Raw genomic sequence first — 26,565 nt, 5'->3', positions numbered from 1 at the left:
CATGTCAGCGGCGAAGCCGCCGAGCAGCGACCGGCTAGAGCAAGCCGACCACCGGCGGGTTCTCAGCTGTCCTCGCGAGAAGACCGTTGAGGTTCCGCCACCCGGACACCTACGCAGGCCGTTCCGCAACCACGCGGATCGGCAGCGGTTCGACCTTGCGGATCAGTACTCCGTAGGAGAATGCGCCGATCAGGCCTAGTGCCCCGGACAGCACCAGCGGGGCCACGAACGACCCGCCGGTCGCGGTCTGCAGTACGCCGGTGACGATCGGGCCGATGAACCCGGCGATGTTCGACGCGCAGTTCTGGATGCCCGCCAGCGAGGACACCTGGCCCGGTTGCGGCGCGACGTCGGCGGGCAGCGAAGCCACCGACGCGGCGCTGAACGCGAGGCTCGCGTACGAGATCGACAGCAGCACCACCGCCGTCGCCGCGTTCGGCACCACGACCGCCAGCGCGATCACCGAACTCAGCAGCATGCCGGGAATGAGGCAGGTCTTGCGCGCCTTCGTGAGGCTCCAGCCGCGTCGCACCAGGGAATCCGACACCCAGCCGCCGAGCAGGCTGCCGCCGATCGCCACGATGCCGGGGATGGCGCCGACCGTGCCCAGCTCCAGCAGGTCGAAACCGCGCGCCTGCACCAGGTAGCTCGGGAACCAGGTGATGAAGAAGAAGATGATGTAGTTCAGGCAGAAGAAGCCCAGCATCATCGCCCACACCGTGCGGTAGCGGAACAGGTCCCGCCAGCGGACCTTCGGCCCGGTGTCCGAAGTGGACTCTTCGCGGGCACCGCCCGCCCTGATGTAGGCGAGTTCCTCGTCCGTGACGCGCGGGTGGTCCTCCGGCTCGTGGTAGGCCCGCCACCACCACAGCGCCCAGAGCAGCGCGAGCACGCCGACGACGACGAACGCCGCACGCCAGCCCTCCCAGGCGATGATCGCGGCCACCACGGGAAGCGCGATCGCGGTGCCCGCCCGCGCCCCGTTGTCCCAGATGCTGTTCGCGAACGCCCGCTCCTGGCGCGGGAACCACCGGGACACGACCTTCGCCGAACCCGGGTACCCGGTGGACTCGCCGATGCCGAGCAGGAACCGGAAGACCAACAGCGCCATCAGGCCGGTGACCAGGCCGGTCAGCATCGTGGCCACGCCCCACACGAGCGCGCCCAGCGCGAACGAGCGCTTCGCGCCGATCCGGTCGATGAGCACCCCGGCGGGAAGCTGGAAACCGGCGTAGGCCAGGAAGAACGTGCCGAGGATCAACCCTTGCACGCTCGGGTCGAATCCGAGGTCGTGGTTCATCGAGGGCAACGCCACGCTCAGCGCCGAACGGTCGATGTAGTTCACCGACAGGCCGACGAAGCACAGCAGGGCCATGCCCCATCGCAGGTTGTTCGCGCGGCCTCTCGGGCGGGATGCCCCGTCCGCGACCTCGGGTCGCACGGCCATTGCTCCTCCTTGAGCCGACCCGCTTCCGGCGCTTCCCCGAACCGAGGACCGTTCCGAAATACGGAATACCGTTCTATTTTCGTGAACGGTAGCGTAAGGGGACGATCACCGGGAAATCAACGCCCGGCCTCGACGCAGATCCCCGGCGAGGACTCCTTACCCGAAGGCGGTGCAGCAACCCATGACCTCCGGCGCCACTGAAGGCAGCGCACTGCGGACGCTGCGCGTGCTCGAAGCGGTGGCTCAGCCCGGCGGCCCGCACCGCCTCGGGGAGATCGCCGCCGCGACCGGCATCAACAAGCCGAGCACGCACCGCATCCTCAGCGGCCTCACCGGTGCCGGATACGTCGTCGGTGACGGCGACGGCGCCTACGGCCTCGGCTCCCGCGCCTACGCGCTGTCGGCCACCATCGCCTCCGGCGAGGACACCGGCGGGGACGCCGTGCTGCGGCGCTTGCAGGCCGAGGTCGACCAGACCGTGCACGTCGCGCTGCGCAGCGGCGACCACGCGATCTACGTGCGCAAGGTGGACAGCGCAGGCCCGTACCGGATGGCGTCCCGGATCGGTGGCGTACTTCCGCTGCACTGCACCGCGATCGGGAAGGCGATCCTGGCGCATCTGCCCGATGGGGAGCGCACCGCACTGCTGCGGAACCTGACCGCGCGCACCGAACGAACCCTCACCGAACCGGCCGACCTGGAACGAGAACTCTCCCGGGTTCGCGCCGACGGCTACGCGCTCGACGACGAGGAGAACGAGCGGACGATTCGCTGCATGGCCGCGCCGCTGCTGGATCGCGAAGGACGTCCCGTCGGCGGCGTGAGCATCTCCACGATCACCTTCCAGACGCCGAAGGAATCCCTGCTGGAGCACTCCGCTCGCCTCGTGGACACCGCCGCGCTGCTCGCCCCGCTCTACACCTGAACGGCGAGTCACGCTCCGCAGCAACGCGGGTTTTGATCCGTTCTCGTCGCTGTACGTGTCTTTGCGGCCGTTTTCGGTAGGACAGCGGCGAATCACGGCAGCGTTCACCGCGGCGGTACGCCCACCAGCCGCCACAGGGACACCATCCAGCGACCGGACGGTAGTACGCTCGGTGACCACATCGGTGATGACGGATCGTCTCGGCCTTCCACCTCACGCAGCGCATCGGGTAGCAGGGTGCGAAAGTCCCGCAGATCTCCCGGGCGCCCCGGATGATCACTCGATCTAGTGAGGCCGGGAACCGGACGGCACGATCTCGAGTCAGAACCGGTTGCCGCAGAAGTCGGCGAAGGGAGACACCGCAGTGGATCACGTCCGAGCCCGGCTGCGCGGCGGGCCTGAGGATGGCCGCGAGGTCAGGGTCCCGGCGGACCCGACCGGCCACCCCGTTCCGCGCATCACGGTGCCCGTCCGCCCACCGTCGCCCTCGCACTGCGCCGCCGGGCCGCCACCGCTGCTGATCTACGAACGCTCCGGCTCGCACACCGTGGGCACCTGGGATTTCGACTACGTGGGAGCCGAATCCCAGCGCTGAGCAGTTGTCCTGTCCGCGGCGAAGCCGATGAGCAGTGAACAGCGTGAGCAAGACGACCATCGGCGGGTGCTCAACGACTTCCTCGCGAGGACAGCACTTTCCTCCGTGGCGGAGCCACTCGGGAAAAGCCTGTTGCACCGGCCAGGGGCGCGGCGAGCACGCCGCTGAGGTTCCGCTGAGCGACCCCTCATCCGGAAAGACGGCTGAAGCCACCACCACACCGCTCATTCGCCTCCGACCGGGCGCCACATCGGGTAGAGCTTCGGACCGTCGGGGAGTTGGATCGGCTCGTCGACGTCGGTGAAGCCGAGCCGGAGGTACAGCGCGCGGCTCCCGAGGCTGCTCGCCTCCAGGTACGTCGGCAGGCCGGTGCGGTCGTACTCCCGGAGGCTCGCCGTGAGCGCCGCCGTGCCCACCCCGGTGCGCTGGTGACTCGGTGCGACGCCGATCAGCGACAGGTACCAGTGCTCGGCCAGCGGATGCCGAGCTCCGGTGAGCTCGCCGAGCATGCTGAAGCGATCGGTGAACGGGCCGACCACCTCGCCCAGCCGCTGCTCGCCCGCCGCGTCCAGCATCCGGGGCGGTTCCGCCGCTGTGCCGGGAAACCACACCTCCACGACCGATTCGGTGGACCGCACCGCGCCGACGCGATCGGCGTGCTCGACGACCATGCCGAACCACTCCAGGTACACCTGATCGCGCCGCTGCGCGTCCGGAACCAGCCAGCAGGACACCGCGTCGTCGACGAACGCGCTGACCAGCGTCCTGGTCCGCACATCAGGCTCATTCCCCATCCATCCGCTCCTCCGAACGTGCGATCGTGACCGATCGCGCCCCCATGCCGATCCGCTCGTACGACTCCGGGTATCGGGCGCGCAGTACCGAACCCCAGGTGAGTCCGCCCAGAACCACCACCAGGTAGGCACCGGGCAGCATCCAGGCCGCCGGATCGCCGGGCGCCACGCCCAGCACCGTGCCGAACGAACGCACCGTCAGGACCAGAATCCCGCCGAGCACCAGTGCGGCCATCGACGGCGCCAGCAGCGTGCGCCATATTCCGTGCCCTGGCGCGGGAATCCGCAGGAAGTAGCCCACGACCGCCAGCGAAGTGGCCGTGACCAGGATCAGCACTCCCAGCGCACCGGCCGACGCGCCCCAGAAGAACAGGTAGGTGACCGGGTCCCAGCCCGTCATCGCGAACAAGCCGACCACCAGCACCGTGAGCACGCTCTGCGCCGCCGAACCCGCGATCGGCGCCGAGGTGCGGCTGCTGGTGATCGCCAGGGCGCGCGGACCGATGCCTTCGCGGCCGAGCGCGAAGAAGTAGCGGGCGCACACGTGGTGGAACGAGAGCATTCCCGCGAACAGGCTCGTCACGTACAGCGCGGATCCGACCGTCACCAGCCCGGCGGGCAACCGGTCCGCGGCGAGCGCGAACATCAGCTGAGTGGAGTGCTCCCCGGCCTTCGCCACGATCTGATCCGGCCCGGTGGCCACCGTCAACGCCCAGGTCGAGAGGCCGTAGAGCCCGCCGATCACGAACAGCGACAGGTACGTCGCCCGGCTGACCGTGCGGGAATCTCGCGCTTCCTCGGCCAGCACGGTGGAATTCTCGAAGCCGATGAACCCGGTGAAGGCGATCACCAAGATCACGCCGGCCGCACCCGTCCCCAGCTGCGCCGGATTCAGCGTCGTCAGCGAGACTCCCGGTTCCGCGGGGTCGGTGATGAACGCCAAGTCGTAGAACAGGATCACGGCGATCTCGGCGAGCAGCAGGACTCCCAGCACCCGTCCGTTGACGTCGATGCGGAGCATGCCCAGCAGGCCGACCAGTCCCAGCCCGACACCGGCGAACAGCCACCACGGCAGGCCAGGTCCGCCCACCTGCCGCAGGAAGTCCGCCGCGCCCACTCCGAATCCGCCGACGAGGCTGATCTGCACCATGGTGTAAGCGAGCACCGCCACCCCGCCCGCGGCCGTACCGGGAGTCCGGCCGAGCCCCTTGGCGATGTAGGCGTAGAAGGCGCCCGCGTTCTCCACGTGCCGGGCCATCGTCACGTACCCGACGGCGAACAGGCCGAGGACCACGGCGACCGCCAGGTAGCCCACCGGGATGCCGTTCACGCCGGAGACCGCGAACCCGCTCACCGCTCCCCCGCCCACCACGGTCTCGGGCGCCGCGGCGGCGACGGTGAAGAAGATGATCGACCACATCCCGAGGCGGGAGGCGGCGAGCGAGTTCGACACCGGGCCGGGGCGGGGCGAAGCCTGCACCGGTCTCACGGTCTTGGACGTGGGCACGTTCGATCTCTCCTTGTCGTGCGGTGTTCTCCGGGCGCCGGTCAGCGACGCGGGGTCATCGCCCACTGCTCGCGGGCCGCGCTCACCTCGGCCACGACCGTGCGCAGTCCGCCGGGCAGCCGCGGCAGCCATTGCTCGCAACGACGTTCGGCCTGGCGCAGGACCGGCCGGGGCAGCCCGAGCCGTCCGGTGACGCCGGTTCCGGTGGTCAGCAGCGCCAGGGTCACCTCCGCTTTCGCGTCCGGGACGGTGATCATCCCGGAACGGGTGGCCGCCGATTCGGCGTGCGTGAACAGGTCCGTGAGTTCCTCCGCCGGAGTCCGGTGATCCAGCGAACCGGCTCGCCAGGCGACCGCCGGACCGCCGCGCCAGCCGCCGGAGACCGGAACCTCCCGCAGCACGTCGGTGATGGTGAGCCGCGCTCGCACCTTCTCCGTCGCGGTGCGCGCGAGGTGGCGGATCCAGGTGCGCACCTCGTGGTCCGGTTCGTTGCGGACCTCGCGCAGCACCGACCAGGACAGGAAGTCCGGCGGCATCCCCTTGCCCGCGGGCCGCACCGTCGGCGCGACGCTGATCTCCTCCTCCAGCAGCAGTTCCACCAGCAGGCCGCCCGCACAACCCAGCGACACCAGCACCGGATCGACTCGCGCGGTGAGCCGGTCCGCGCCCGAGTGCGCGGCCAGGAAGTAGCGGTCGGCCAGCCGAAGCGGGATGCGGCCGGTGCGGGTCGGCCGCTCCCGCGCCACCTGCCTGCTCGGTGGCACGGGAGGATCCGGACGGCCGGGTACGTCCTCGGTCGTGATCAGGTTGGTTCGGGGCAGGCGGCGGCCCCGGCGGCCGTTCACCGCCCCTTCGTGGATCGACATGAACACCCCAGTGACTCGGTTCCCCCGGAAACGCCGGCGACTTCGCGACCAATCGCGCTGCGCTTCCAACCTGCGACACAGAGTAATGCTTCCCGGTCCGGAGCAAGATCCTCCAGAAGCGCGAAGTTTTCTGTGATCAAGCAGACCGCACTTCGCTCGAACGAGTGGTCATCCGGGTGCACCACCTGAAACCACTTGACGCGCAAGGGTTTTCGGGGTTCGCGGAAGCCGAGATGCCCGGACCGCGAGCCCGGGCGCGTCGAACCTCCCGCCACCGCCGTCCAGATCGACCGACTTCCGCGGGGAACACCTGGTGACGGCTCCGTGTTTGACTTCGAGTTAACACGAAGTCGCAGGATCAACGCCGGACACCGCACCACCGGACCCGGCGACCACGTGGCACGCCGTCCCGAACCGGCCGCCGCACCGGCCCGCCCCGAACCGGGCCGCTCACCGAGAGGAACCACCACATGACCCCCACCGGCGTCAGCTGGGAGACGATGCGCTCCTTCGCCAGCGACGAGTCGGTGACCCGCCAGCGCCTCGCACGCGGACTCACCCGGCGGATCATGCGCTACGCCCGGCCCTACCTGCGGGACATCGTCCCGTTCCTGGTGCTGGTCGCCTTGGCCGCCGTGCTCGGCATCGTGACTCCGCTGCTGTTCAAAGCGATCATCGACAACGGCATCCTGCCCCGCGACATGGGCGTGGTGGTGTGGCTGTCGCTCGTCGTCGCCCTGGTGGCCGTGCTCGAAGCGGCGCTGTCCCTGCTGCAGCGCTGGTATTCGGCGCGGCTCGGCGAAGGCCTGATCTACGACCTGCGCTCCGAGGTCTTCGACCACGTGCAGCGGATGCCGGTCGCGTTCTTCGTGCGAGCCCAGACAGGGTCGCTGGTGAGCAGGCTCAACACCGACGTCATCGGCGCGCAGCGTGCCCTGACCAGCACGTTGTCCTCGGTCGTGTCGAACGTGCTGAGTCTCGTGCTGGTGCTGGCCACGATGTTCACGCTGTCCTGGCAGATCACGCTGATCGCGTTGGCGCTGCTGCCCGCGTTCCTGCTGCCGGTGCGCTGGGTCGGCCGGAAGCTGCAGCGCATCACCCGCGAGCAGATGAAGACCGACGCCGAGATGAGCTCGCTGATGACCGAGCGGTTCGGGGTGGGCGGAGCGATGCTCGCGAAGCTCTACGGCCGCACCGACGAGGAGGCCGGGCTGTTCTCCTCGCGCGCCGCGCGGGTCCGCGACCTGGGCGTCGTGTCCGCGATGTACAGCCGGGTCTTCTTCGTGGCGTTGACGCTGCTGGCCTCGCTGGCCACGGCGGTCGTGTACGGGCTCGGCGGTGGCCTCGTGGTGTCGGGGGCGTTCGAACTCGGGACGCTCGTCGCGCTGGCGACGCTGCTGAGCAGGCTCTACGGCCCGTTGACGGCGCTGTCCAACGTGCACGTGGACGTGATGACGGCACTGGTGAGCTTCGACCGCGTCTTCGAGGTGCTGGACCTGCGGCCGATGATCGAGGAGAAGCCGGACGCGGTGGAGCTCGACGCCCGTTCCGAGCCTGCCGCCGTCGAGTTCACCGGCGTCTCGTTCCGCTACCCCGCGTCCAGCGAGGTTTCGCTGGCCTCGCTGGAATCCGTGGCCCGCCCGGAGAACGCGCCTGCGCACGACGTGCTGCACGACATCACCTTCCGCGCCGAGCCGGGGCAGACCATCGCGCTGGTCGGGCATTCCGGCGCGGGCAAGACGACCATCACGAACCTCGCCGGCCGGCTCTACGACGTGGACGAGGGCGGCATCCGCATCGCCGGGCACGACGTGCGGGACGTGACGCTGCGCTCGCTGTACTCCACGGTCGGCGTGGTCACCCAGGACCCGCACCTGTTCCACGACACGATCCGCGCGAACCTGTCCTACGCGCGTCCCGGCCTGTCCGACGAGGACCTGTTCGCGGCGTTGCGCACCGCGCAGCTTCAGGATCTGGTCGACGAGCTGCCGGACGGCTTGGACACGGTGGTCGGCGACCGCGGCTACCGGCTCTCCGGCGGGGAGAAGCAGCGCCTGGCGATCGCCCGGCTGCTGCTGAAGGCTCCGCCGGTGGTGGTGCTGGACGAGGCCACCGCGCACCTCGACTCCGAGTCGGAGGCAGCGGTGCAACAGGCGCTGTCCACGGCGTTGGCGGGCCGCACCGCTCTGGTCATCGCGCACCGCCTCTCCACGATCCGCGAAGCCGACCGCATCCTGGTGATCTCCGGTGGCACCATCGCCGAGCAGGGCACGCACCAGGACCTGCTCGCCCGCGGCGGCCTCTACTCGGAGCTCTACCGGACCCAGTTCGCCCAGCAGACCGACACCGCACCCACCAACGGAAACGGCCAGCGCGCCACGACACCGGCGAGCTGATGCTCCGAGTCGAACGCGTCCCTCGCCCGTTCCCGTTGGGCGGGGGACGCGTTCATCTCGAAAGCGGGAATGGGGCTAGTCCGTGAGCGGGCGGGTTCCCATGCGGCCGTCCGGGTCGATGCGGCGGAGCATGGCGCCGCAGATCTCGCCCATCTGCTGGATCTGAGTGCTCGTGAGCGCGTCCAGGACGAGGTCGCGTACTCGTTCGACGTGGCCCGGTGCGGCTTGTTCGACCTTGCGGTATCCGGCGTCGGTGAGTTCGGCGAGGTTGCTGCGACCGTCGCGGTCGGAGCGGGCGCGGTGCACCCAGCCGTTCTTCTCCAGCCGTGCCACCACGTGCGAGACCCGCGAGGGCGAGGCGCCTGCGCGGGCGGCGAGGTCGCTCATCCGCAACGAGCGTTCCGGCCGCTCCGAGAGCATCGCCATCACCCAGTAGCCGAAGTGCGTCAGATCGGAGTCGCGCTGGAGCTGGGCGTCGAGAGCGGGCGGCAGCAGCGTCATGAGCATCGCGAGCTGGCGCCATGACTTCTGCTCGTCCTCGGTCAACCACCTCGGCTCGTCCACCCGACCAGTCTAACCGGACCGCTTGAAGTGCCCGGCGCCTTTCCCTAGGCTGTTACTTGAAGATTCAATAAATGGGGTGAGATGACCACCACGCACTCCGGGCCGATGCCCGCCCTCTACCTCAGCCACGGCGCACCGCCGCTCGTCGACGACGAGCTGTGGACCTCGCAGCTCGCGGCCTGGGCCGGTGACCTGCCACGTCCGCGAGCGATCCTGATGGTCTCGGCGCATTGGGAGTCCGCGCCGCTGATGCTCGGCGCCACCGACACCGGCGTGCCGCTGACCTACGACTTCGGCGGGTTCGCCGAGCGCTACTTCCGCACGCGGTACCGCAGCCCCGGGGCGCCGGAGCTGGCCGCGAAGGTCGCCGCGCTGATGCCGGACACCGAACCCGTCGCGCACCAGCCGAACCGCGGACTGGATCACGGCGCGTACGTCCCGCTCACGGTGATGTACCCGGATGCGGATGTTCCGGTGCTGCAGATGTCGCTGCCCACCTTGGCGCCGGCCGCCCTGCTCGAACTGGGCAGGCGGCTCAAGCCGCTGCGCGACGAGGGCGTGCTGATCATCGGCTCCGGTTTCACCACCCACGGTCTGCCGTGGCTCATCGACTGGCAGCCGAACGCGGCGCCGCCGGGTTGGTCGCAGGAGTTCGACCTGTGGGCCGGGGAGGCCTTGTCCCGCGGTGCCGTGGACGAGCTGGCGGCCTACGCCGATCGCGCCCCCGGCATGCCCTACGCGCATCCGACGTCCGAGCACTTCGCGCCGATGTTCGTCACCCTCGGCGCCGCCACCAGCCCGGACACCCCACCGGACCAGGTCATCGACGGCTACTGGATGGGCTTGGCGAAGCGCTCCTTCCAAGTCGCCTGACAGCGCTCACGGACCCACGGCCCACTCGACCGGCGCGACCGGACAAAGGCGCCATTCACCTCACCATCGACGCGGAAGCAACGGCCTCTTCGACCGGCGATAGCGGGTGAAGGAGGCATCGACCTCACCACCGACGTGGAGGCAGATGACCGGTAGGAGCGGGCGAAGGAGGCGTCGACCGGAGGTGGTGTGCGGGACGGGCGTCACGTTCAGGGGGCCTGGCAGTTGATGATCCGGGAGGCGGGGATTCCGCAGCGTTCGGCTCGGGCGCAGCCGTGGATCTGCCAGTCCAGCTGGCCGGGGGCGTGCGCGTCCGAGTCGATGGCGAAGTGGCAGCCGAGCTCGAAAGCCTCCCCCAGCAGCGCCATCGGCGGGTCCAGCCGCTCCGGCCGCGAGTTGATCTCGACCGCGACGCCGTGGTCGCGGCACGCCCGGAACACCTCGCCGGAGTCGAACTCCGACGGCGGACGCCGCGAACGCAACCTGCCGGTGCAGTGCCCGAGCACGTCGACGTGCGGGTTCGCGACCGCCGCGCACATCCGGCGGGTCATCTTCCGCGAACCCATCCGCAGCTTCGAGTGCACGCTCGCGACCACCAGGTCCAGCTCGGCGAGCACGCCCGGGTCCTGGTCCAGCGATCCGTCGTCGAGGATGTCGACCTCGATGCCGGTCCGGATCCGGAACGGAGCGAGCGCCGTGTTCAGCTCCGCGACCAGCTCCAGCTGCGCCCGCAACCGCTCGACGCTCAACCCGCGCGCCACGGTCAGCCGCGGCGAGTGATCGGTCAGCACCATCCACTCGTGCCCCAATTCCCGTGCGGTGCGGGCCATCTCCTCGACGGGACTGCCCCCGTCGGACCAGTCGGAGTGGGTGTGGCAGTCCCCGCGCAACTCCGCCCGCAGCGCACGGCCCTCCCGCTGCTCGGGAGCCTGCTCGCGCAGCCCGGCGAGGTAGTCCGGAGTCTGCCCGCGCACCGCCTGCTCGATCACCGCGGCGGTGGTCTTGCCGATGCCGGTGAGCGCGGTCAACCGGCCGGATTCCGCGCGTGCGAGCAGGTCGTCCTGGGCGGCGACGACCTCGGCCGCACGGCGGAACGCGCGAACCCGGTAGGTCGGCTCGTCCGCCCGTTCCAGCCAGAATGCGATCTCCCGCAGCGCGGCACCGGCGTCCATTCCTCGTTGGTAGCCGGTCCTCGCCCTGACCGCACGCCGGCGGGAGAATGCGCTCGGAACACGGGAGGCACGGTGGACGCACGGCAACTGGAGTACTTCGTCACGATCGTCGACGAGGGCGGATTCCACCGTGCCGCCGAACGCCTGCACGTCGCGCAGCCCTCCCTGTCCCAGGCGGTGCGCACCTTGGAGCGGGACGTCGGAGTCGCGCTGTTCCACCGGCTGGGCAGGCGCGCGGTGCTCACCGAGGCGGGCCGGGCGATGCTCGAACCCGCCCGGCAGGTGCTGCGCGACCTCGACACCACGCGCGCCGCCGTCGAATCGGTGAAGGGCCTGCGCACCGGACGGGTGCAGGTGGCGGTGCTGCCGTCGCAATCGGTGGAACCGCTCACCGCGATGATCGGCCGGTTCCACGAGGCCGACCCCGGGGTGCTGGTGTCGGTGCAGCCCGCGTTCACCGCGCCGGAGGCGGCCGACATGGTGCGCGGCGGACGCAGCGAATTGGGGCTGATCGGCGCGGCGGAGGACTTCGCGCTGCCCGGACTGCGGGCGCACCTGGTGGAACGACAGCGGTTCGTCGTCGTCACCGGCCCGGACGGGCCGTGGGAACCGGATCGGAAGGTGCTCGGGCGCACGGATCTCGCCGGTCAGCGCGTGATCACTTCACCGCACGGGAACCGGATGCGCCACGTCGTCGACGAGATCATCGCGCTAGGCGTGGACCTGCGGATCGTGGTGGAAACCGCGCACCGGGAGGCGATCCTGCCATTGGTGCTCAGCGGTGCGGGCGTGACGCTGCTGACCGAGGGCTGGGCGGAGTTCGCCCGCGCGAGCGGAGCTCGGGTGTTCGACCTCGAACCGGCGGCCGAGCTGCGGATCTCGCTGATCCACCGGTCGGCGCCGCTCAGTCCCGCAGCGCAGCGCTTCCTCGACTCGGCACTGCGGAGATAAGCGGCGCCTATCAGCCGGATGCGCAGCCGGTCTTGGACGTGCCCGCGCGATCGGCGTTGGATGGCCGCATGTCCAGCTACGAGATCGCGGTCCTGCCCGGTGACGGCATCGGCAACGAGGTGATGCCGGAGGCGCTGCGGGTGCTCGACGCGGTGAGCGCCAAGTACGGCACCACGTTCACCTTCCGGCACTTCGATTGGAGCTGCGAGACCTACCAGGCGACCGGCCGGATGATGCCCGAAGACGGCATCGATCGGCTCCGCGACCACGATTCGATCCTGCTCGGCGCGGTCGGTTTTCCCGGCGTGCCCGATCACGTCTCGTTGTGGGGCCTGCTGCTGCCGATCCGCCGTGAGTTCGACCAGTACGTGAACCTGCGGCCGGTGCGGCTGCTGCCCGGAGTGACGCCGCCGGTGCGGGACAAGGAACCGGGCGACATCGACTTCTGGGTGGTGCGGGAGAACACCGAGGGCGAGTACTCGCAGCTCGGCGGGCGCCAAGCCGAGGGCACTCCGACCGAGATGGTGCTGCAGACAGCGGTGTTCACCCGGCACGGAACCGACCGGATCCTGCGCTACGCGTTCGAGTTCGCCGAGCGCATCGGGAAGCCGCACGTGACCTCGGGGACGAAGTCCAACGGCATCTACCACTCGATGCCCTACTGGGACGAACGATTCCGGGCCATCGCGGCGGAACATCCGGACGTGGCGGTGGACCAGGACCACATCGACATCCTGTGCGCGCGGTTCGTGATGTCACCGGAGCGGTTCGACGTGGTGGTGGCCAGCAACCTGTTCGGCGACATCCTCTCCGACCTCGGCCCGGGAGTGACCGGCACGATCGGAGTGGCGCCGTCGGCCAACATCAACCCCGAGCGGCGCTTCCCGTCCACGTTCGAGCCGGTGCACGGTTCCGCTCCGGACATCGCCGGGCGCGGCATCGCCAACCCGATCGGACAGATCTGGTCGGCCGCGATGATGCTCGACCACCTCGGTGCGGCGGAAGCCGGCGCCGACGTGCTGCGCGCCATCGAAACAGTGCTGGCAGCGGGATCCGTGCGCACGCCGGACCTCGGCGGAACCGCCAGCACCGAGGACCTCGGCAAGGCCATCACCGCCGAACTCACCGGCTGACCCCCACGCCGCCCTCGCGAATGGAGTCAACGGACCGTTCGTCCAATCCCATTGGACAAACGGCCCGCTCACCCCCTGCCGTGCTCGACGTGAGACAAGTCAACGGACCGTTCGACCAATCCCATTGGACAAACGGCCCGCTCACCCCCTGCCGTGCTCGACGTGAGACAAGTCAACGGACCGTTCGACCCATCTCGTTGGGCGAACGGTCCGTTCACTCGCGTCGTGGGCGTCGGCGGTGCCGGGTCAGGGGTGGAGTTTCGTCGTGGCCCAGTGGGCCAGTTCGGCGCGGGCCGCGGCGAGCCGGTCCGGTGCCGGGCTCTCCGCGCCGTTGGCGATGAGGGCGTAGTGCGCGGCTCCCGGATCTTCGGGCGCCGTGATCAGCAGGCGGTCGTCGTCGCGGGCGATCGGGGCCTCAGCGGCGTCGTCGAGGTCGGAGAGCACCGTGGTGTTGCGCTCCCCGAAGCTCTCCGGCAGGTGCAGTTCCGTCGGCGCCGTGCCGGGGCCGTCCCGCCACACCAGGACGCCGAACTGGCCGTCGCCGACGACCTCGCGCAGCGCGGGCATGTCCGCGGGAATCTCGTTCCACGTCAACGTCCGCTCACCGTCGCGGGACCGGTCCTCGTAGGTGAATCCGACGGTCGTGCCGTCCACCGCCCGCGGGTACAGACGGTCGAGGACCCGCGGATCGGCTCGCAGGCCGAGGGTGCCGGTGTCGTCGCGACTCACCACGGAGAAGTCCTCCCCGTTCCATCCGTCCGCCTCGGTCTGAATCTTGTCCGGGTTCCCGTTCATGGCCTCGTGGTGGCGGCCGTAGTAGATGTCCCACTGCCATTGGGTTCCGGACAGCACGGAGCCGGACTCTGCGGGCGAGTTCCACCAGTCCGCGCCGGAAAGCCGCGAGTCCATGCCCTGGTAGATGCCCTTCATCACCGTCGGGAACTTCTCGGAGGTGTTGCCGCCCAGCGGGTGGCCGAACTCGGAGACGAACCCGGTGGTGCCGAGGTCCGCCGCGCGGTCCCGGATCTCGGCGAAGTCGGCGCTGTTCTCCCCGTCCTTCGCCTCGCCGTACAAGCCGGATTGGGCGAGGGCGTGGTAGAAGTGCGCGTTGAACACGTAGCGGGTGCCGAGCCCGTCGATTTCCTCGAAGCCGCCCGGTTCCTTCACGAAGGACACGTTGTTGTTCCAGAACACGGTGGGTTCCACGTACGCTGGCTTGTCCTGCCACCCGGTGCGATCCATGACGGCGCGAAACCTCTCGAAGAACGGCCACAGCACGTCGCGTTCCCAGGCCGCGGCGTCCTGGCCGTCGTCGAGATTTCCGGCGTGCGGCTCGTTCATCGGGTCGAAACCGAGGACGCGCTGGAACTGGGCTTCGGTGAGATGTGCGGCGAGATGATCGAGAGTGGTTTCCGCCTGAGCCAGGAACGCGTCCTGCACACCGACTTCTCCGGCCGAGGTCGGGATGCGGCGGTTGTGCCAGAAGTCGGTCTTGGCCTGCTTCACCGCCTGGTTGTTCATCATGTTCTGTCCCCAGTGGACACAGATGCCGCAGCTCTCGGGCGGGTAGCCACCGCCGTCGATGACCCATTTCGGGGCGCCGTCGCCGGTGTACCAGCTGTCGGAGCGGAACAGGTGCCGGGAGTAGAGGTCCTGGTGGTAGTCCGGCAGCACCCAGAATCCCTCGTCGGCGAACGCGGCGATCTGTTCGGTGACGCGCCGCAGGTAGTCCTCGTCGATCCGGTCCGGCGCGGGCTGCACGCGTTCCCAGGACAGCAGGAACCGGACCGAGTTGGCGCCGGTCCGCTCGCGCAGCGCCGCCGCTGATTCGCGGGCGTCGGCGGCGTCGGCGAACGGCAGGTTGCCGTTCTCGTTGAGCTTGACCTCGCCGGAGACGTTGTAGCCGCGCAGCACCACTTCCCGGCCGTGACCGTCCCGATAGGACACTCCGGATTCGGAGGGCACCAGGGTCAGCGTCCGGCTTGCGGGGTCGTCGACGGGCCGTGTCGGCGCGGCTCCCGCAGCCGGGGCGAGCGGGAGCGCGATGAGGGACAGCGCACAAGCGGCGCCGAGCAGCCGGATCATGAGCCACAAGCTACGAACCGCCGACAAGCCGGACAACAGCTGATCGTGAACAGTGTTCACGTTTCACTCGGTCGGCCTAGCAGGATCAGTCACCCCGTTGCTTATCGAATTAGGCCGTTGCCTAAACCTATTAGGCACTTGCATAATGGCCTCGAACCGAGGGGAGGACGTCATGGCACGCGTAGGACTGACCGCGCAGCGCCTGACCCGCGCCGGAGCCGAGCTCGCCGACGAGGTCGGGTTCGAGCAGGTCACCGTCGCGGAGCTCGCCCGGCGGTTCGACGTCAAGGTCGCGAGCCTGTACTCGCACGTCAAGAACTCCCAGGACCTCAAGACCAAGATCGCGCTGCTCGCTCTCGAAGAACTCGCGGATCGCGCCGCGGCCGCGTTGGCCGGACGTGCGGGCAAGGACGCGTTGGCCGCCTTCGCCGACGCCTACCGCGACTACGCCCGGCAGCACCCCGGCCGCTACACCGCCGCCCGCCTCCCGCTCGATCCGGAGACGGCCGCCGCCAGCGCCGGAGTCCGCCACGCACAGCTGACCCGGGCGATCCTTCGCGGCTACGAACTGACCGGCGACGACCAGACGCACGCGGTCCGGCTGCTCGGCAGCGTCGTCCACGGCTACGTGAGCCTGGAGGCGGCCGGCGGGTTCAGCCACAGCGCTCCCGACTCCGAGGAAACCTGGCCGCGCATCGTCGACGCACTCGACGCCCTGCTGCACAACTGGCCCGCTCCCTGACGGCACCACACGAAACCCGAGAACTCCCGCCCGGATTGAGATCATGAGCAGCGAACAGCACTGGATCACCACGCCCATCACCGCCGAGCTGCTGCGCGGTGCGCGAGAACTGGAGCGCACCGAACGCGGGCTGCGACCGCTGCGCCTGCCTGCGCGAGCCCGCGCGCAGTGCACCGACGAGCGGATGCTGGTCGCGCAGGCCGAACCTTCCGGTGTGCGGCTGGTCCTGCGCACCCGCGCCACCGTCGTTGAGCTCGACACCGTGCCCACCAAGAAGGTCGTGCCCGGAGCGCCGCCGCGCCCGGACGGCGTGTACGACCTGCTCGTCGACGGCGACCTGACCGACCGGACCAGCGTGGCGGGCGGGAACGTCATGACCGCCGACCTCGCGACCGGCTCCGGCGAGGTCCGTCCCGGCCCGGCAGGCACCGCCCGCTTCTCCGGCCTGCCCGCCCGGGAGAAGCTCGTCGAGATCTGGTTACCGCACAACGAAAGCACCGAACTCGTCGCCCTGCGCACCGATGCCCCCGTCGAGCCGGACGCGCAGGATCGCGCGGTGTGGCTGCACCACGGCAGTTCGATCAGCCACGGCTCCAACGCCGCGAGCCCGAGCACGATCTGGCCCGCGCTGGCCGCCGCGCGCGCCGGAGTGGATCTGATCAACCTCGGGTTCAGCGGCAACGCCCTGCTCGACCCGTTCACCGCCCGCGCGCTGCGCGACACCCCGGCCGATCTGATCAGCCTGAAGCTCGGCATCAACGTGGTCAACGCCGACCTGATGCGGCTGCGGGCGTTCACCCCGGCGGTCCACGGCTTCCTCGACACCATCCGCGAGGGGCATCCCGAGACGCCGCTGCTGGTCGTCTCACCCATCCACTGCCCGATCCACGAGGACACGCCCGGTCCCGGCGGTGTCGACCTCGACGCGCTCAAAGCCGGGGAGCTCCGGTTCACCGCCACCGGCGACCCGGACGAGGTCGCGAGCGGGAAGCTGACGCTGCGCGTCATCCGGGACGAGCTCGCCCGCGTCGTGCGCCTGCGGGCGGCTGACGACCCGCACCTGCACTACCTCGACGGGTGCGAGCTCTACGGCGAAGCCGACGCGGCCGAGCTGCCGCTGCCCGACCAACTGCACCCGGACGCCGCGACGCACGAACGCATCGGCACCCGCTTCGCCGGCCACGCATTCGGCCCCGGAGGCCCGCTCACCGCTCGCCCCTGACCGCCGGACCTCGGCTTCCCGTTTCAGGTGACCGCCTCGTTCGACCGGTCCTCTCGGCCGAACGAGGCGATCGCCGCGGAGGGGCGTCGGCGCGGACGGCGCCGAACGCGAGCACGGTTCCGACGATGAGCAGCACCACCGGGTCGACGCACCGCGACCAGGAGTCCGCTCACTCGGCGAAGAACTCGGCGCCGGAACCGCCGTGCGTGAACGTCTCACCGAGCACGACGGTGATTCCCGGTTGCCCGATCCACCACAAGACCGGTGCGCGAGCAGCCGGATTCCGTCGCATCCGGACGAGGTTCCCGTCGAGCACGGCGACCGCGAGACCGATCATCAGCGCCCACCCCGGAAACCACGCCTGCGCGCCTCCGGCCGCGACCGAGCCGGTCATCCGCATCGGTCTCCGGTCGCATGCCCGCCGATGCGGGCGAGTCCGGTTCCCGTGGGGCGATCCGGCCGATGGGCCTATTCCCTCCATAATGGACACACCGTGATTTACGCGACCGGTCCGCAGTGACCGAAGAACTGGCGTGCGAATTTTCAGGATGAGGCGCGAATTCTTTAATCCTGCGGCCAAAAAAGGGGATCAACACTGACCGCTTCTAGGAATGCAGCGCGAGAATGGACCAACGGCACTGCAGTATTCGGGTTACTTCGTTCGCCCGTCGGTGTTGTTCGCGATCCGGCAACTGCCACCGGGAGACGATCAGCCGCTACAACTGATCCGAACCGCTCGCCGGCTTCGAGCACGGCAGCGGATCTGGGGATCACGGGAGCAACACCTTCACTGGGAGGAACAATCATGTCCCGCACGCTTCGTTCCGCGTCGGTGGCGTTCATCGCCGCCTTCGCTCTCAGCTCGTTCGCAGGTGGCGCGGCGCACGCCGCCGCGCCCACCACCTCCGGCGGCGAATCCGTCGCCGCACCGAGCGAGACCAGGGCGCCGACTTGCCTCACTGACCGGGAGAAGAAGGGCAAGGTCTACACCACGGTGTGGATCACCAACAAGTGCAAGAAGATCTACCGGGTCAAACTCATCATGGCTCGGGGTGCGGACAGCCGATGCTTCTCGATCGAGCCGGGACAGACCCGCAGCCACAAGTCCCGCGGTGTGAGCCCGTACCTGGAGCGGGTCAGCCTGTGCTGATCCGCGCGAACCCGGAAGTCCGACGATTCCGCTGACGTGGCGAACAACGACCCCGGCGCCCCCTATTTCCGCGGAGGGAGCACCGGGGTCGTTACCGTGCCGAACATGATCGCGGTGGCCGCGTCCACCGCGCGGCGAGTCCAGCGCTCACCGGCCGCGCCGACAGAACAGCCGCCCTCCACAACGACCCGAAAAGGTCGTCCTGCGCCGAAGGCCGACACGCCGCCGGTGACGAACACACCGCGCGAGTGCCCCCACGTCCGATCGCGGACTGCTCCAACAGAACGGGACCGAACCGGGTAGAAACACTGCATTCTCAAGACGCTGCATGCGGTCCGCACCATCCCGGCGGTGGAAGCCACCGAGTCGGCGTGCGCGGGGCCACCTCATCGGACGCGAAGCCCCTTGAACCGCGAACAGCTGTGAGTCCGGCGACATCCGTTGGGAACACGCGCCGAGGGCTCGTAAGCTGGCGGATTCCGGCCTCGTCAGTCCCCGAGCGGGGCCGGAACCCCGATCACAGGATTCACCCCATGGCACCCGGTTCAGGATCGCCCGAGCAGCGGCACCCGCACGGCGTTGACCACTACGACGCGACCTTCGCCCGCGACCTCCGCTGGTCCCAGCAACTGCGCGAACAGCTCGACGAACTCCCCACCACACCGGAACCCGACCGGAGCTGACCGCCGGTTCACTCGGTGGCGGGGTCGGGTTTCGGACCCGGATCGACGCCGAGTTGTTCGGCCAAGAGCCGCAGCAAGCAGTCCGCGTCCACGGGCTTCGTCACGCATTCGGTGGCACCGGAGGCGAGGCTGCGCTCGCGGTCGCCGCGCATCGCCTTCGCCGTCACCGCGATGATCGGCAGATCCCGGTGGCGCGGGATGCGCCGGATGGTGCGGATGGTGGAGTTGCCGTCCAACTCGGGCATCATCACGTCCATCAGCACCACGGTCACGTCCTCGTGCTCCTGCAATGCGCTGAGCCCGGCGATCCCGTTGTCCACGTACACGACGCGCAGCCCGTGCTGTTCCAGCAGCGCGGTCAGCGCGTAGACGCTGCGCGGGTCGTCGTCGACGACGAGCACCTTCTGCCCGTCGAAACGCGGCAAGCCCGGCCCCGAGCCACCGGAATCCGGCGGCTCCGACCCGTTCTCGGTGGTGAGGAGCATCTCCGATTCCTCCGTCATCGGCGGATCGATGCCCTCCGCGGCGGCGTCGAACTTGACCTCCGCGCTGATCGGCGGCGACTCGGGCGCAGGCGGAACCTCCGCCACGGCCGCAGGTCCCGCTTCCGGATTCGGCCACTCCTCCTGTTCCCACGCGGGAAACTCCGGCGGCAGGTAGAGGGTGAAGGTGCTGCCTTGGCCCGGTTCGCTGTCCACGATGAGCTCGCCGCCGAGCAACGCCGTCAGCTCCCGGCTGATGGACAGGCCGAGCCCGGTACCGCCGAACTCGCGCACGATCGTGCCGTCGCCCTGTTGGAACGCCTCGAAGATGCGGTTGAGCTTCCCGGCGGGCACCCCGATTCCGGAGTCCTGCACCGAGAACGCCACGAGTTCCGGCAGCGCCCGCAGCGCCGGATCGGTGGCCGCCGACGAGTCGGCCCGCCCGATGCGCAACCGCACCGCCCCGCGCTCGGTGAACTTCACCGCGTTCGACAGCAGGTTGCGCAGGATCTGCTCCAGCCTGCTCTGATCCGTGTGCAGCGTCGCGGGTGCCGAATCCGCCACCACCGCCTCGAAATCGAGGCCCTTGTCCGCCGCCAGCGGGCGGTACTGCGATTCCAGGTGCCGGGCCAGCTCTCCCGTCTCGACGTCCTCCGGCAGCACCGTCATCCGCCCTGCCTCCACTTTGGACAGGTCCAGCACGTCGTTGATCAGGTCCAGCAGGTCGCTGCCCGCGGCGTGGATGGTCCTGGCGAGGTCCACCTGCTGCTCGGTGAGGTTGCCGTCGACGTTGTCGGCGAGCAGCTTCGCCAGCAGCAGCGAACTGTTCAGCGGCGTGCGCAGCTCGTGCGACATGTTCGCCAGGAACTCCGTTTTGTAGGCGGACGCCTGGGAAAGCTCGCTCGCGCGTTCCTCCAGCTGCTGGCGGGCCTGCTCGATCTCGCTGTTCTTGATCTCGATGTCCCGGTTGCGCGCGGCCAGCTGCGAGGCCTTCTCCGCGAGCTCCGAGTTGGAGCGCTGCAATTCGTTCTGCTGCTGCTCCAGCTGTTCGGAACGCGCCTGCAGCTCCCGCGCCAAGTGCTGGGACTCGGTCAGCAGCGCCTCGGTCCGGGAGTTCGAAACGATCGTGTTCACCTCCACCCCGATCGTCTCCTGCAACCGTTGCAGCAGGTCCAGGTGCAGCGCGCTGAACTCGTGCATCGAGGCCAGTTCCAGCACGGCCAGCACCTGATCCTCGAACAGCACCGGCACGACCACCACGCCCACCGGCGACGCCGCGCCCAGCCCGGAACTGATCCGCAGGTACCGCGGCGGCGTCTCGCGCACCAGGATCGTCACGCGGTCCACCGCGGCCTGCCCCACCAGCGACTCGCCCAGTCCGAACCGCTCCGGAGGACCGTTCTGCGGCAGGCCGTAGGACGCGGTGCGGACCAGCGCCGGGCCGTCGTCGTCGAGCTGAGCCAGGTAGAACGCCCCGTACTGCGCGGACACCAGCGGCACCAGCTCCGTCATGATCAGCGAGGCGAGCGCGGACAGGTCCCCGCGTCCCTGCATCAGCCCGGACAACCGTGTCAGATGCGTCTTGAGCCAGTCCTGCTCCTCGTTAGTGCGGGTCGTCTCCGCGAGGTTGGAGATCATCGCGTTGATGTCGTCCTTGAGCTCGGCGACCTCTCCGCTGGCCTCGACGGTGATCTGCCGCGTCAGGTCTCCGCTGGTCACCGCGTTCGCCACGCCCGCGATGGCCCGGACCTGGGTGGTGAGGTTGCCCGCGAGCCGGTTCACGCTCTCGGTCAACCGCCGCCACGTCCCGGAGACGTCGCGGACCTCGGCCTGCCCGCCGAGCCTGCCCTCGGTGCCGACCTCGCGGGACACCCTGGTGACCTCGTCGGCGAACGCGGAGAGCTGGCCGACCATCGTGTTGATCGTCGTCTTGAGCTCCAGGATCTCGCCCTGGGCGTCCACGTCGATCTTCTTGGACAGGTCTCCCTGGGCCACCGCGGTCGTCACCTGAGCGATGTTGCGCACCTGGTTGGTGAGGTTGCGCGCCATCAGGTTCACGTTGTCGGTGAGGTCCTTCCACGTTCCCGCCACCCCGGGAACCCGCGCCTGCCCGCCGAGGATTCCCTCGGTGCCGACCTCGCGGGCGACCACCGTGACCTGCTCGGCGAACGCCCCGAGCGTCTCGACCATGCCGTTGATCGTCGCCGCCAGCGCGGCCACCTCGCCCTTGGCCTCAACGGTGATCTTCTTCGACAGGTCGCCGCCCGCCACCGCGGCGGCCACCGCGGCGATGTTGCGCACCTGGTTGGTGAGGTTGTCGGCCATGATGTTGACGTTGGCGGTGAGGTCCTTCCAGGTGCCCCCGACGCCCGCCACCCGCGCCTGGCCACCGAGCTTGCCCTCGGTGCCGACTTCGCGGGACACCCTGATGACCTCGTCGGCGAACAGCGACAACTGGTCGAGCAGGTCGTTCACCGTCGAGGCCACGTCGCCGAAACCACCGGGCAGCCGGTCGTCCGCGCGCCGCGGCATGCGCTGCGTCAGATCACCCGCGGCGACCGCGCCCAGCACCCGGCGGAGGTCGCTAGCCGGCCGCAGCAGCGCCTCCAGCAGCTCGTTGACGGCCTGCTCGGCGTCGCGGCGGGCACCGGTGCCGCCGAAGTCCACCGGCGGTTGCGGCCACTCGCCGCGCACGGCCGTTTCGGTGGCCCGGCGCAGTTCGGCGATCAGGTGCTGCTCGCGTTCGGCCAGCTCGTTGAACACCGCGGCCAGGTCGGCGTCCGGTCCCGCGACGGGCAGCCTGCGGCGGAAGTTGCCGTCCCGCAGGTCCCGCAATCCGGCGAGCAGCCGCTCACGCCCAGGATCGGCGGCCACCGCGTCACTCCTTGCTTCGCGCGCCGCGGTCGAGCCGCAGCTCGGTCGCCAGCACCGCGGCCTCACTGCGGTGGCGCATCGCCAGCTTCGCCAACATCTGCGACACGTAGTTCTTGATGGTCTTCTCCGCGAGGTACATCCGCTTGGAGATCTCGCGGTTCGTCAAGCCCTCGCCGATGAGCTCCAGGACTTCTCGTTCCCGCGCGGTCAGCTCCCGCAACGGATCGGCGCGCTCCTGCTCGCGGCGCAACCAGGACAGCATCGCCTCGGTCTTCTTCGGGCTCAGCAGCGAACCACCGGAACCGATCGTGCGCAGCGCGTTGAGCAGCTCCTCGCTGACCACGCCCTTGAGCACAAAACCCGCGGCACCGGCCAGGATCGCGTCCAGCAGCGCCTCGTGGTCGTCGAACGAGGTCAGCATCAGGCACCGCAGCTCCGGGTGCTGCGAGCGCAGTTCCCGGCACAGCTCGACACCGTTGCCGTCGGGCAGCCGCACATCGAGCACGGCCACGTCCGGCTGGTGCCGCGGCACCAGCGCCAGCGCTTCGGCCGCCGATGCCGCCTCACCGATCAGTTCCAGTTCGGAGTCGGATCTCACCAGGGCCGCCACGCCCCGCCGGATCACCTCGTGGTCGTCCACCACGAACACACGTATCGCCATCTCGCTCGCCGGCCTCCCTCACGGGTCACTACGGACACCAGGGCAATGACCAGCATAAACACCGATGGTTGTTATGCGCCCGGAGCGGAATGGCGACGATCTCGCAGGGCGAACTCCGATACGGGCGTCACGGTCGAACCTCCGCGGCCGGGAGTGAGCCGCCCGGCGTGCCAGGACAGCTGGCATTGCTCGCGGCAGAAGTCGTCGGACGGGCTTGAGGACGGGATCGGTTCGCGGCAACTCGCACAGATCATCATCGCTGCACCGCCTCCACAGAGGGGAAACCGTTGAAGGTTCGTACACGACAGTGCACTCGCCGGGTATTCCGCTCCGGTTGCGGTCAGGTCACGGAACGCATCCTCCCAGCTCGCAGGAGTCGCTGGAGCACTTTCCGGCCTGCGTAGCGGGTCGCTCAGCGGAAACTCTGCGGCTTTCTCGCTGCGGGATCTGGTTCCCGAGTGGCTCCGCCAGGAGGGAAAAACCGTCCTCGCGAGAAAGCCGCTGAGAAACCGCCGGTGGGCGTGCTCAAGCCGGTCGCTGCTCAGCGGCTTCGCCGCGTGACAGGACAACGACAACAAGATCGTGCTGATGGCGCCGGCCCCTCAGCGCAGCGCGTAGACGCTTTCGACGAAGTGGGCGAGCTGATCGTCGGTGATGTTCCGGGCCAGGTCGGCTTCGCTGATGATGCCGACGAGCCGGTGCCGGTCGATCACGGGGATCCGCCGGATCTGGTGGGTCTCCATCATCGCGAGCACTTCTGCCGTGTCGGCGTCGGCGGAGACCCAGTGCGGGGTGCCCGCCGCGAGCTCGCCCGCGGTCACCTCCATCGGGTCCCTGTTCTCCGCGCAGCAGTGCAGCACGATGTCCCGGTCGGTGATCATGCCGCGCAGGCGGTCGTCGCGGCCGCAGATGGGCAGCGATCCCACTCCCAGATCGCGCATCATCCGCGCGGCGACCTGCACATTTTCGTCCTCACCTACGCAGCGGGCTCCCGCGTGCATGATTTCGCGCGCCATCATGAGCTTTCTCCTTTCCGATCCGGCCGGTCACGGCCGCGCGCCCTCCGGTCTCGGCCGTGTCCCATGGACTCCAGCCACCGAGCTCGGTATCCGGCCGCCGTTCTCCTGGCTCGGGGCCGGGATCCGAATCCGCGCCGGGGGGACTGCGCTGCTCCCGCCACGACTCAGCCCACCCGCATCAGACGGTCGAAGACCTCGTTCGCATGCCCCCATGTCGTGGTGAGCACGCCGTCGGGTTGCCCGGTTCCCGGTGGGGCGTCGACGGCGACGGCGAAGCCGTGCTCGGCCAGCCTGCGGCGCAGGAACACCAGGTGTCCCGCGCGGGATCGCCCCATCCGCTCGCCGTTGTCCCATGCCACGCTCTGCCCTGGCGCCAATGCGGACGTATCGGTATCGGCCATGTCCTCCGTTGTAGTCACTCCCACCCCTCGTCGCAGGCCAGCGACGATGCGGGTGCGACAGCGGCCGAGCAGTGATGCGGTGGTGGCAAGAGAGGTACCTCGGGGCCGTTCGGTTCCGGGGACGGACATGGCGAACAGGAGCATCGGATGGCAACCGAAGAGGTCGATGCGGTCGTGATCGGTCTGGGACCGGGCGGCGAGGACGTCGCCGGGCGGCTCGCCACGGCCGGGCTGGACGTGGTGGGCGTGGAGGCTCGGCTGGTCGGCGGCGAATGCCCCTACTACGCCTGCATTCCGACGAAGATGATGGTGCGTGCCGCGGACGCGCTCGGCGAGGCCCGGCGGGTGCCGGAACTGGCCGGTTCCGCCACGGTGCGGCCCGATTTCACCCCGGTCGCCGATCGGATTCGCGACGAGGCCACGACCGATTGGGACGACACCGCCGCCGTGGAGCGGTTCGAGGGCACCGGCGGGCGGTTCGTCCGGGGTCGCGGTCGCATCACCGCTCCCGGCGAGGTCACGGTCACCACGGACGCCGGGCCGCGAACGTTCCACGCGCGCAAGGCGATCGTGCTCAATCCCGGCACGGAACCCAAGGTGCCGCCGATCGACGGGCTTGCGGGCACCCCGTACTGGACCAACCGGGAGGCGGTGGCCGCGCGGACGGCGCCGGAGTCGCTGCTGGTGCTCGGCGCGGGGCCGGTGGGGCTGGAGTTCACCCAGATCTTCGCCCGTTTCGGCAGCGCGGTCACGGTCGTCGAGACCGGCGACCGCATCCTCGGTCCGGCCGAACCGGAGGCCTCCGAGGTGTTGGATCGGGTGCTGCGAGCCGATGGCGTGAACGTGCGCGCCGGTGCGGGCGTGCGGCGGGTAACGCACGCCGACGGCCGGTTCCGCGTCGAGTTCGAACGAGGTGAGCCGGTCGAGGTGGAGCGCCTGCTGGTGGCCACCGGCAGGCGGACCGACCTCGCCGCGCTCGGAGTGGGCGCCGTCGGGCTCGACGAGAGCGCGCGCACGATCCCGGTGGACGAACGGTTGCGGGCCGCGGACGGGGTGTGGGCGGTAGGCGACGTCACCGGGCACGGCGCGTTCACCCACACCTCGGTGTACCAGGCGCCCATCGCGGCCGCCGACATCCTCGGCCGGGACAGCGCTGCGGCCGACTACCGCGCGGTTCCGTCGGTCACCTTCACCGACCCCGAGGTCGGCATGGTGGGGCTCACCGAGCAGGCCGCCACCGCGCGCGGCCTGCGAGTGCGCACCGGCGTCGCCGAGATTCGGTCCGCGGTGCGCGGCTGGATCCACAAGTCCGGCAACGACGGGCTGATCAAGGTGGTGGCCGATGCCGATCGCGGCGTGCTCGTCGGCGCGACCGCCGTCGCCCCCGGCGGCGGGGAGGTCCTGGGCGCGCTGGCGGTGGCGGTGCACGCCGAGGTACCGATCTCCGTGCTGCGGCGGATGATCTACGCCTACCCGACGTTCCACCGCGCCATCAGCTCGGCGGTGGACGAGATCGACGTCTAGTTTCAAACCGCTCGCGGGTGGGGAACGCCGAGGGACGCAACCGCTTCGCGGCAGGAGACGATGTGACCTATGTGATCAGCGAACCGTGCGTGGACGTGCTCGACCGGTCCTGCATCGACGAGTGCCCGGTCGACTGCATCTACGAGGGCGGCCGGATGCTCTACATCCATCCAGACGAGTGCATCGACTGCGGTGCCTGCGAACCGGTGTGCCCGGTGGAGGCGATCTACTACGAGGACGACGTCCCCGAGGAATACCAGGCCTACACCCAGGCGAACGCCGAGTTCTTCATCGAACTCGGCTCCCCCGGCGGTGCCGCCGGGGTGGGCAAGATCGACCGCGACGTTCCGCCCATCACGAACCTGCCGAAGATGGCCGACTGAGCCGCCCCCGTACGATGGATCAGCACGGCACGACGGGTGCGCCGATACTTCCGCCGGTGCGCGGAGCTCCGGATCGCCCGCGTGCCGTGGTGTCCGGGCGGGCACGAGCCCGCACG

General features: G+C 69.6%; 23 protein-coding genes and 1 pseudogene. 12 read left to right on the top strand and 12 right to left on the bottom strand.

The genetic code is table 11. From position 1 onward, the window contains the following. Positions 1–109: 109 nt before the first annotated feature. Complete coding sequence (locus tag H2Q94_RS14345; protein WP_243795356.1) at positions 110–1,447, bottom strand: MFS transporter; 1,338 nt, start codon at positions 1,445–1,447, stop codon at positions 110–112. Positions 1,448–1,616: 169 nt separating this feature from the next. Between H2Q94_RS14345 and H2Q94_RS14340 the strand changes: the two genes are divergently transcribed. Both H2Q94_RS14340 and H2Q94_RS14335 read left to right on the top strand, forming a co-directional pair. After that, entirely contained in the window at positions 1,617–2,372 is a 756-nt protein-coding gene (locus tag H2Q94_RS14340) for an IclR family transcriptional regulator (RefSeq protein WP_243795354.1), read from the top strand. Positions 2,373–2,736: 364 nt separating this feature from the next. Beyond that, a complete protein-coding gene (locus tag H2Q94_RS14335) occupies positions 2,737–2,967 on the top strand; it encodes a hypothetical protein (protein ID WP_243795351.1) in 231 nt (76 codons plus the stop codon). A gap of 224 nt (positions 2,968–3,191) precedes the next feature. On the opposite strand, the gene H2Q94_RS14330 is transcribed toward H2Q94_RS14335, so the two are convergent. The 3 genes from H2Q94_RS14330 to H2Q94_RS14320 are packed head-to-tail and all read right to left on the bottom strand — an operon-like array spanning position 3,192 to position 6,134. After that, positions 3,192–3,761 carry a GNAT family N-acetyltransferase gene (locus H2Q94_RS14330; protein ID WP_243795349.1) on the bottom strand — a complete coding sequence of 190 codons (570 nt, stop codon included), beginning with the start codon at positions 3,759–3,761 and terminating at the stop codon, positions 3,192–3,194. Further along, entirely contained in the window at positions 3,751–5,268 is a 1,518-nt protein-coding gene (locus H2Q94_RS14325; RefSeq protein ID WP_243795348.1) for an APC family permease, read from the bottom strand. Before H2Q94_RS14325 ends, H2Q94_RS14330 begins: the two co-directional genes overlap by 11 nt. Positions 5,269–5,309: 41 nt before the next feature. Further along, positions 5,310–6,134 carry a GPP34 family phosphoprotein gene (locus H2Q94_RS14320; RefSeq protein ID WP_243795347.1) on the bottom strand — a complete coding sequence of 275 codons (825 nt, stop codon included), beginning with the start codon at positions 6,132–6,134 and terminating at the stop codon, positions 5,310–5,312. A gap of 470 nt (positions 6,135–6,604) precedes the next feature. On the opposite strand from H2Q94_RS14320, the gene H2Q94_RS14315 reads away from it, so the two are divergent. Beyond that, the gene (locus H2Q94_RS14315; RefSeq protein ID WP_397545462.1) at positions 6,605–8,530 is read left to right on the top strand and encodes an ABC transporter ATP-binding protein; all 1,926 of its coding nucleotides are present in this window, start codon (positions 6,605–6,607) and stop codon (positions 8,528–8,530) included. Between the two features lie 75 nt (positions 8,531–8,605). Here H2Q94_RS14315 and H2Q94_RS14310 read toward each other — a convergent pair whose 3' ends face one another. Further along, positions 8,606–9,094, bottom strand: a complete 489-nt coding sequence (locus tag H2Q94_RS14310) for a MarR family winged helix-turn-helix transcriptional regulator (protein ID WP_243795346.1) — start codon at positions 9,092–9,094, stop codon at positions 8,606–8,608. An 81-nt stretch (positions 9,095–9,175) separates the two neighbouring features. Here H2Q94_RS14310 and H2Q94_RS14305 point away from each other — a divergent pair, with 81 nt between their 5' ends. Beyond that, positions 9,176–9,967: a dioxygenase family protein gene (locus H2Q94_RS14305; protein WP_243795345.1), complete on the top strand. Its 792-nt coding sequence runs from the start codon at positions 9,176–9,178 to the stop codon at positions 9,965–9,967. A 209-nt stretch (positions 9,968–10,176) separates the two neighbouring features. Here H2Q94_RS14305 and H2Q94_RS14300 read toward each other — a convergent pair whose 3' ends face one another. Next, positions 10,177–11,139, bottom strand: coding sequence for a PHP domain-containing protein (locus H2Q94_RS14300; protein ID WP_243795343.1), 963 nt, complete (start codon positions 11,137–11,139; stop codon positions 10,177–10,179). Between the two features lie 72 nt (positions 11,140–11,211). Here H2Q94_RS14300 and H2Q94_RS14295 point away from each other — a divergent pair, with 72 nt between their 5' ends. Together H2Q94_RS14295 and H2Q94_RS14290 are read left to right on the top strand one after the other, a co-directional pair. Continuing rightward, positions 11,212–12,090, top strand: a complete 879-nt coding sequence (locus H2Q94_RS14295) for a LysR family transcriptional regulator (protein WP_243795341.1) — start codon at positions 11,212–11,214, stop codon at positions 12,088–12,090. 68 nt (positions 12,091–12,158) lie between these two features. Continuing rightward, on the top strand, positions 12,159–13,223 hold the full coding sequence (locus H2Q94_RS14290) for a tartrate dehydrogenase (RefSeq protein WP_243795338.1): 1,065 nt from the start codon (positions 12,159–12,161) through the stop codon (positions 13,221–13,223). A gap of 246 nt (positions 13,224–13,469) precedes the next feature. Here H2Q94_RS14290 and H2Q94_RS14285 read toward each other — a convergent pair whose 3' ends face one another. After that, entirely contained in the window at positions 13,470–15,368 is a 1,899-nt protein-coding gene (locus H2Q94_RS14285) for a cellulase family glycosylhydrolase (RefSeq protein ID WP_243795335.1), read from the bottom strand. Positions 15,369–15,480: 112 nt separating this feature from the next. Between H2Q94_RS14285 and H2Q94_RS14280 the strand changes: the two genes are divergently transcribed. Together H2Q94_RS14280 and H2Q94_RS14275 are read left to right on the top strand one after the other, a co-directional pair. Further along, a complete protein-coding gene (locus tag H2Q94_RS14280) occupies positions 15,481–16,050 on the top strand; it encodes a TetR/AcrR family transcriptional regulator (RefSeq protein WP_243795334.1) in 570 nt (189 codons plus the stop codon). Between the two features lie 43 nt (positions 16,051–16,093). Beyond that, positions 16,094–17,272 carry a GDSL-type esterase/lipase family protein gene (locus tag H2Q94_RS14275; RefSeq protein WP_243795333.1) on the top strand — a complete coding sequence of 393 codons (1,179 nt, stop codon included), beginning with the start codon at positions 16,094–16,096 and terminating at the stop codon, positions 17,270–17,272. Between the two features lie 169 nt (positions 17,273–17,441). Here H2Q94_RS14275 and H2Q94_RS14270 read toward each other — a convergent pair whose 3' ends face one another. Then, positions 17,442–17,666 carry a hypothetical protein gene (locus H2Q94_RS14270; RefSeq protein ID WP_243795332.1) on the bottom strand — a complete coding sequence of 75 codons (225 nt, stop codon included), beginning with the start codon at positions 17,664–17,666 and terminating at the stop codon, positions 17,442–17,444. A 411-nt stretch (positions 17,667–18,077) separates the two neighbouring features. On the opposite strand from H2Q94_RS14270, the gene H2Q94_RS14265 reads away from it, so the two are divergent. Continuing rightward, positions 18,078–18,422, top strand: coding sequence for a hypothetical protein (locus tag H2Q94_RS14265; RefSeq protein WP_243795331.1), 345 nt, complete (start codon positions 18,078–18,080; stop codon positions 18,420–18,422). A gap of 533 nt (positions 18,423–18,955) precedes the next feature. After that, on the top strand, positions 18,956–19,105 hold the full coding sequence (locus H2Q94_RS14260; RefSeq protein ID WP_243795329.1) for a hypothetical protein: 150 nt from the start codon (positions 18,956–18,958) through the stop codon (positions 19,103–19,105). 8 nt (positions 19,106–19,113) lie between these two features. Here H2Q94_RS14260 and H2Q94_RS14255 read toward each other — a convergent pair. The 4 genes and pseudogenes from H2Q94_RS14255 to H2Q94_RS14240 form a co-directional block, all read right to left on the bottom strand. Then, a pseudogene (locus tag H2Q94_RS14255) lies at positions 19,114–22,245 on the bottom strand (HAMP domain-containing protein); the annotation flags it as partial. A 220-nt stretch (positions 22,246–22,465) separates the two neighbouring features. Continuing rightward, positions 22,466–23,122, bottom strand: a complete 657-nt coding sequence (locus tag H2Q94_RS14250; protein ID WP_243795327.1) for a response regulator — start codon at positions 23,120–23,122, stop codon at positions 22,466–22,468. Positions 23,123–23,724: 602 nt separating this feature from the next. Further along, positions 23,725–24,141, bottom strand: coding sequence for a CBS domain-containing protein (locus tag H2Q94_RS14245; protein WP_243795326.1), 417 nt, complete (start codon positions 24,139–24,141; stop codon positions 23,725–23,727). A gap of 164 nt (positions 24,142–24,305) precedes the next feature. Then, positions 24,306–24,542: a hypothetical protein gene (locus tag H2Q94_RS14240; RefSeq protein WP_243795325.1), complete on the bottom strand. Its 237-nt coding sequence runs from the start codon at positions 24,540–24,542 to the stop codon at positions 24,306–24,308. Between the two features lie 147 nt (positions 24,543–24,689). Here H2Q94_RS14240 and H2Q94_RS14235 point away from each other — a divergent pair, with 147 nt between their 5' ends. Continuing rightward, the gene (locus tag H2Q94_RS14235) at positions 24,690–26,066 is read left to right on the top strand and encodes a dihydrolipoyl dehydrogenase family protein (protein ID WP_243795324.1); all 1,377 of its coding nucleotides are present in this window, start codon (positions 24,690–24,692) and stop codon (positions 26,064–26,066) included. A gap of 62 nt (positions 26,067–26,128) precedes the next feature. Continuing rightward, positions 26,129–26,449: a ferredoxin gene (gene fdxA / locus H2Q94_RS14230; protein ID WP_243795322.1), complete on the top strand. Its 321-nt coding sequence runs from the start codon at positions 26,129–26,131 to the stop codon at positions 26,447–26,449. Positions 26,450–26,565 lie beyond the last annotated feature (116 nt).

Origin of the sequence: Saccharopolyspora gloriosae, assembly GCF_022828475.1 — a bacterium.
In the GTDB taxonomy this organism is placed as follows: Bacteria; Actinomycetota; Actinomycetes; order Mycobacteriales; family Pseudonocardiaceae; genus Saccharopolyspora_C; species Saccharopolyspora_C gloriosae_A.
This window is presented reverse-complemented; position numbering and strand designations above follow the sequence as displayed.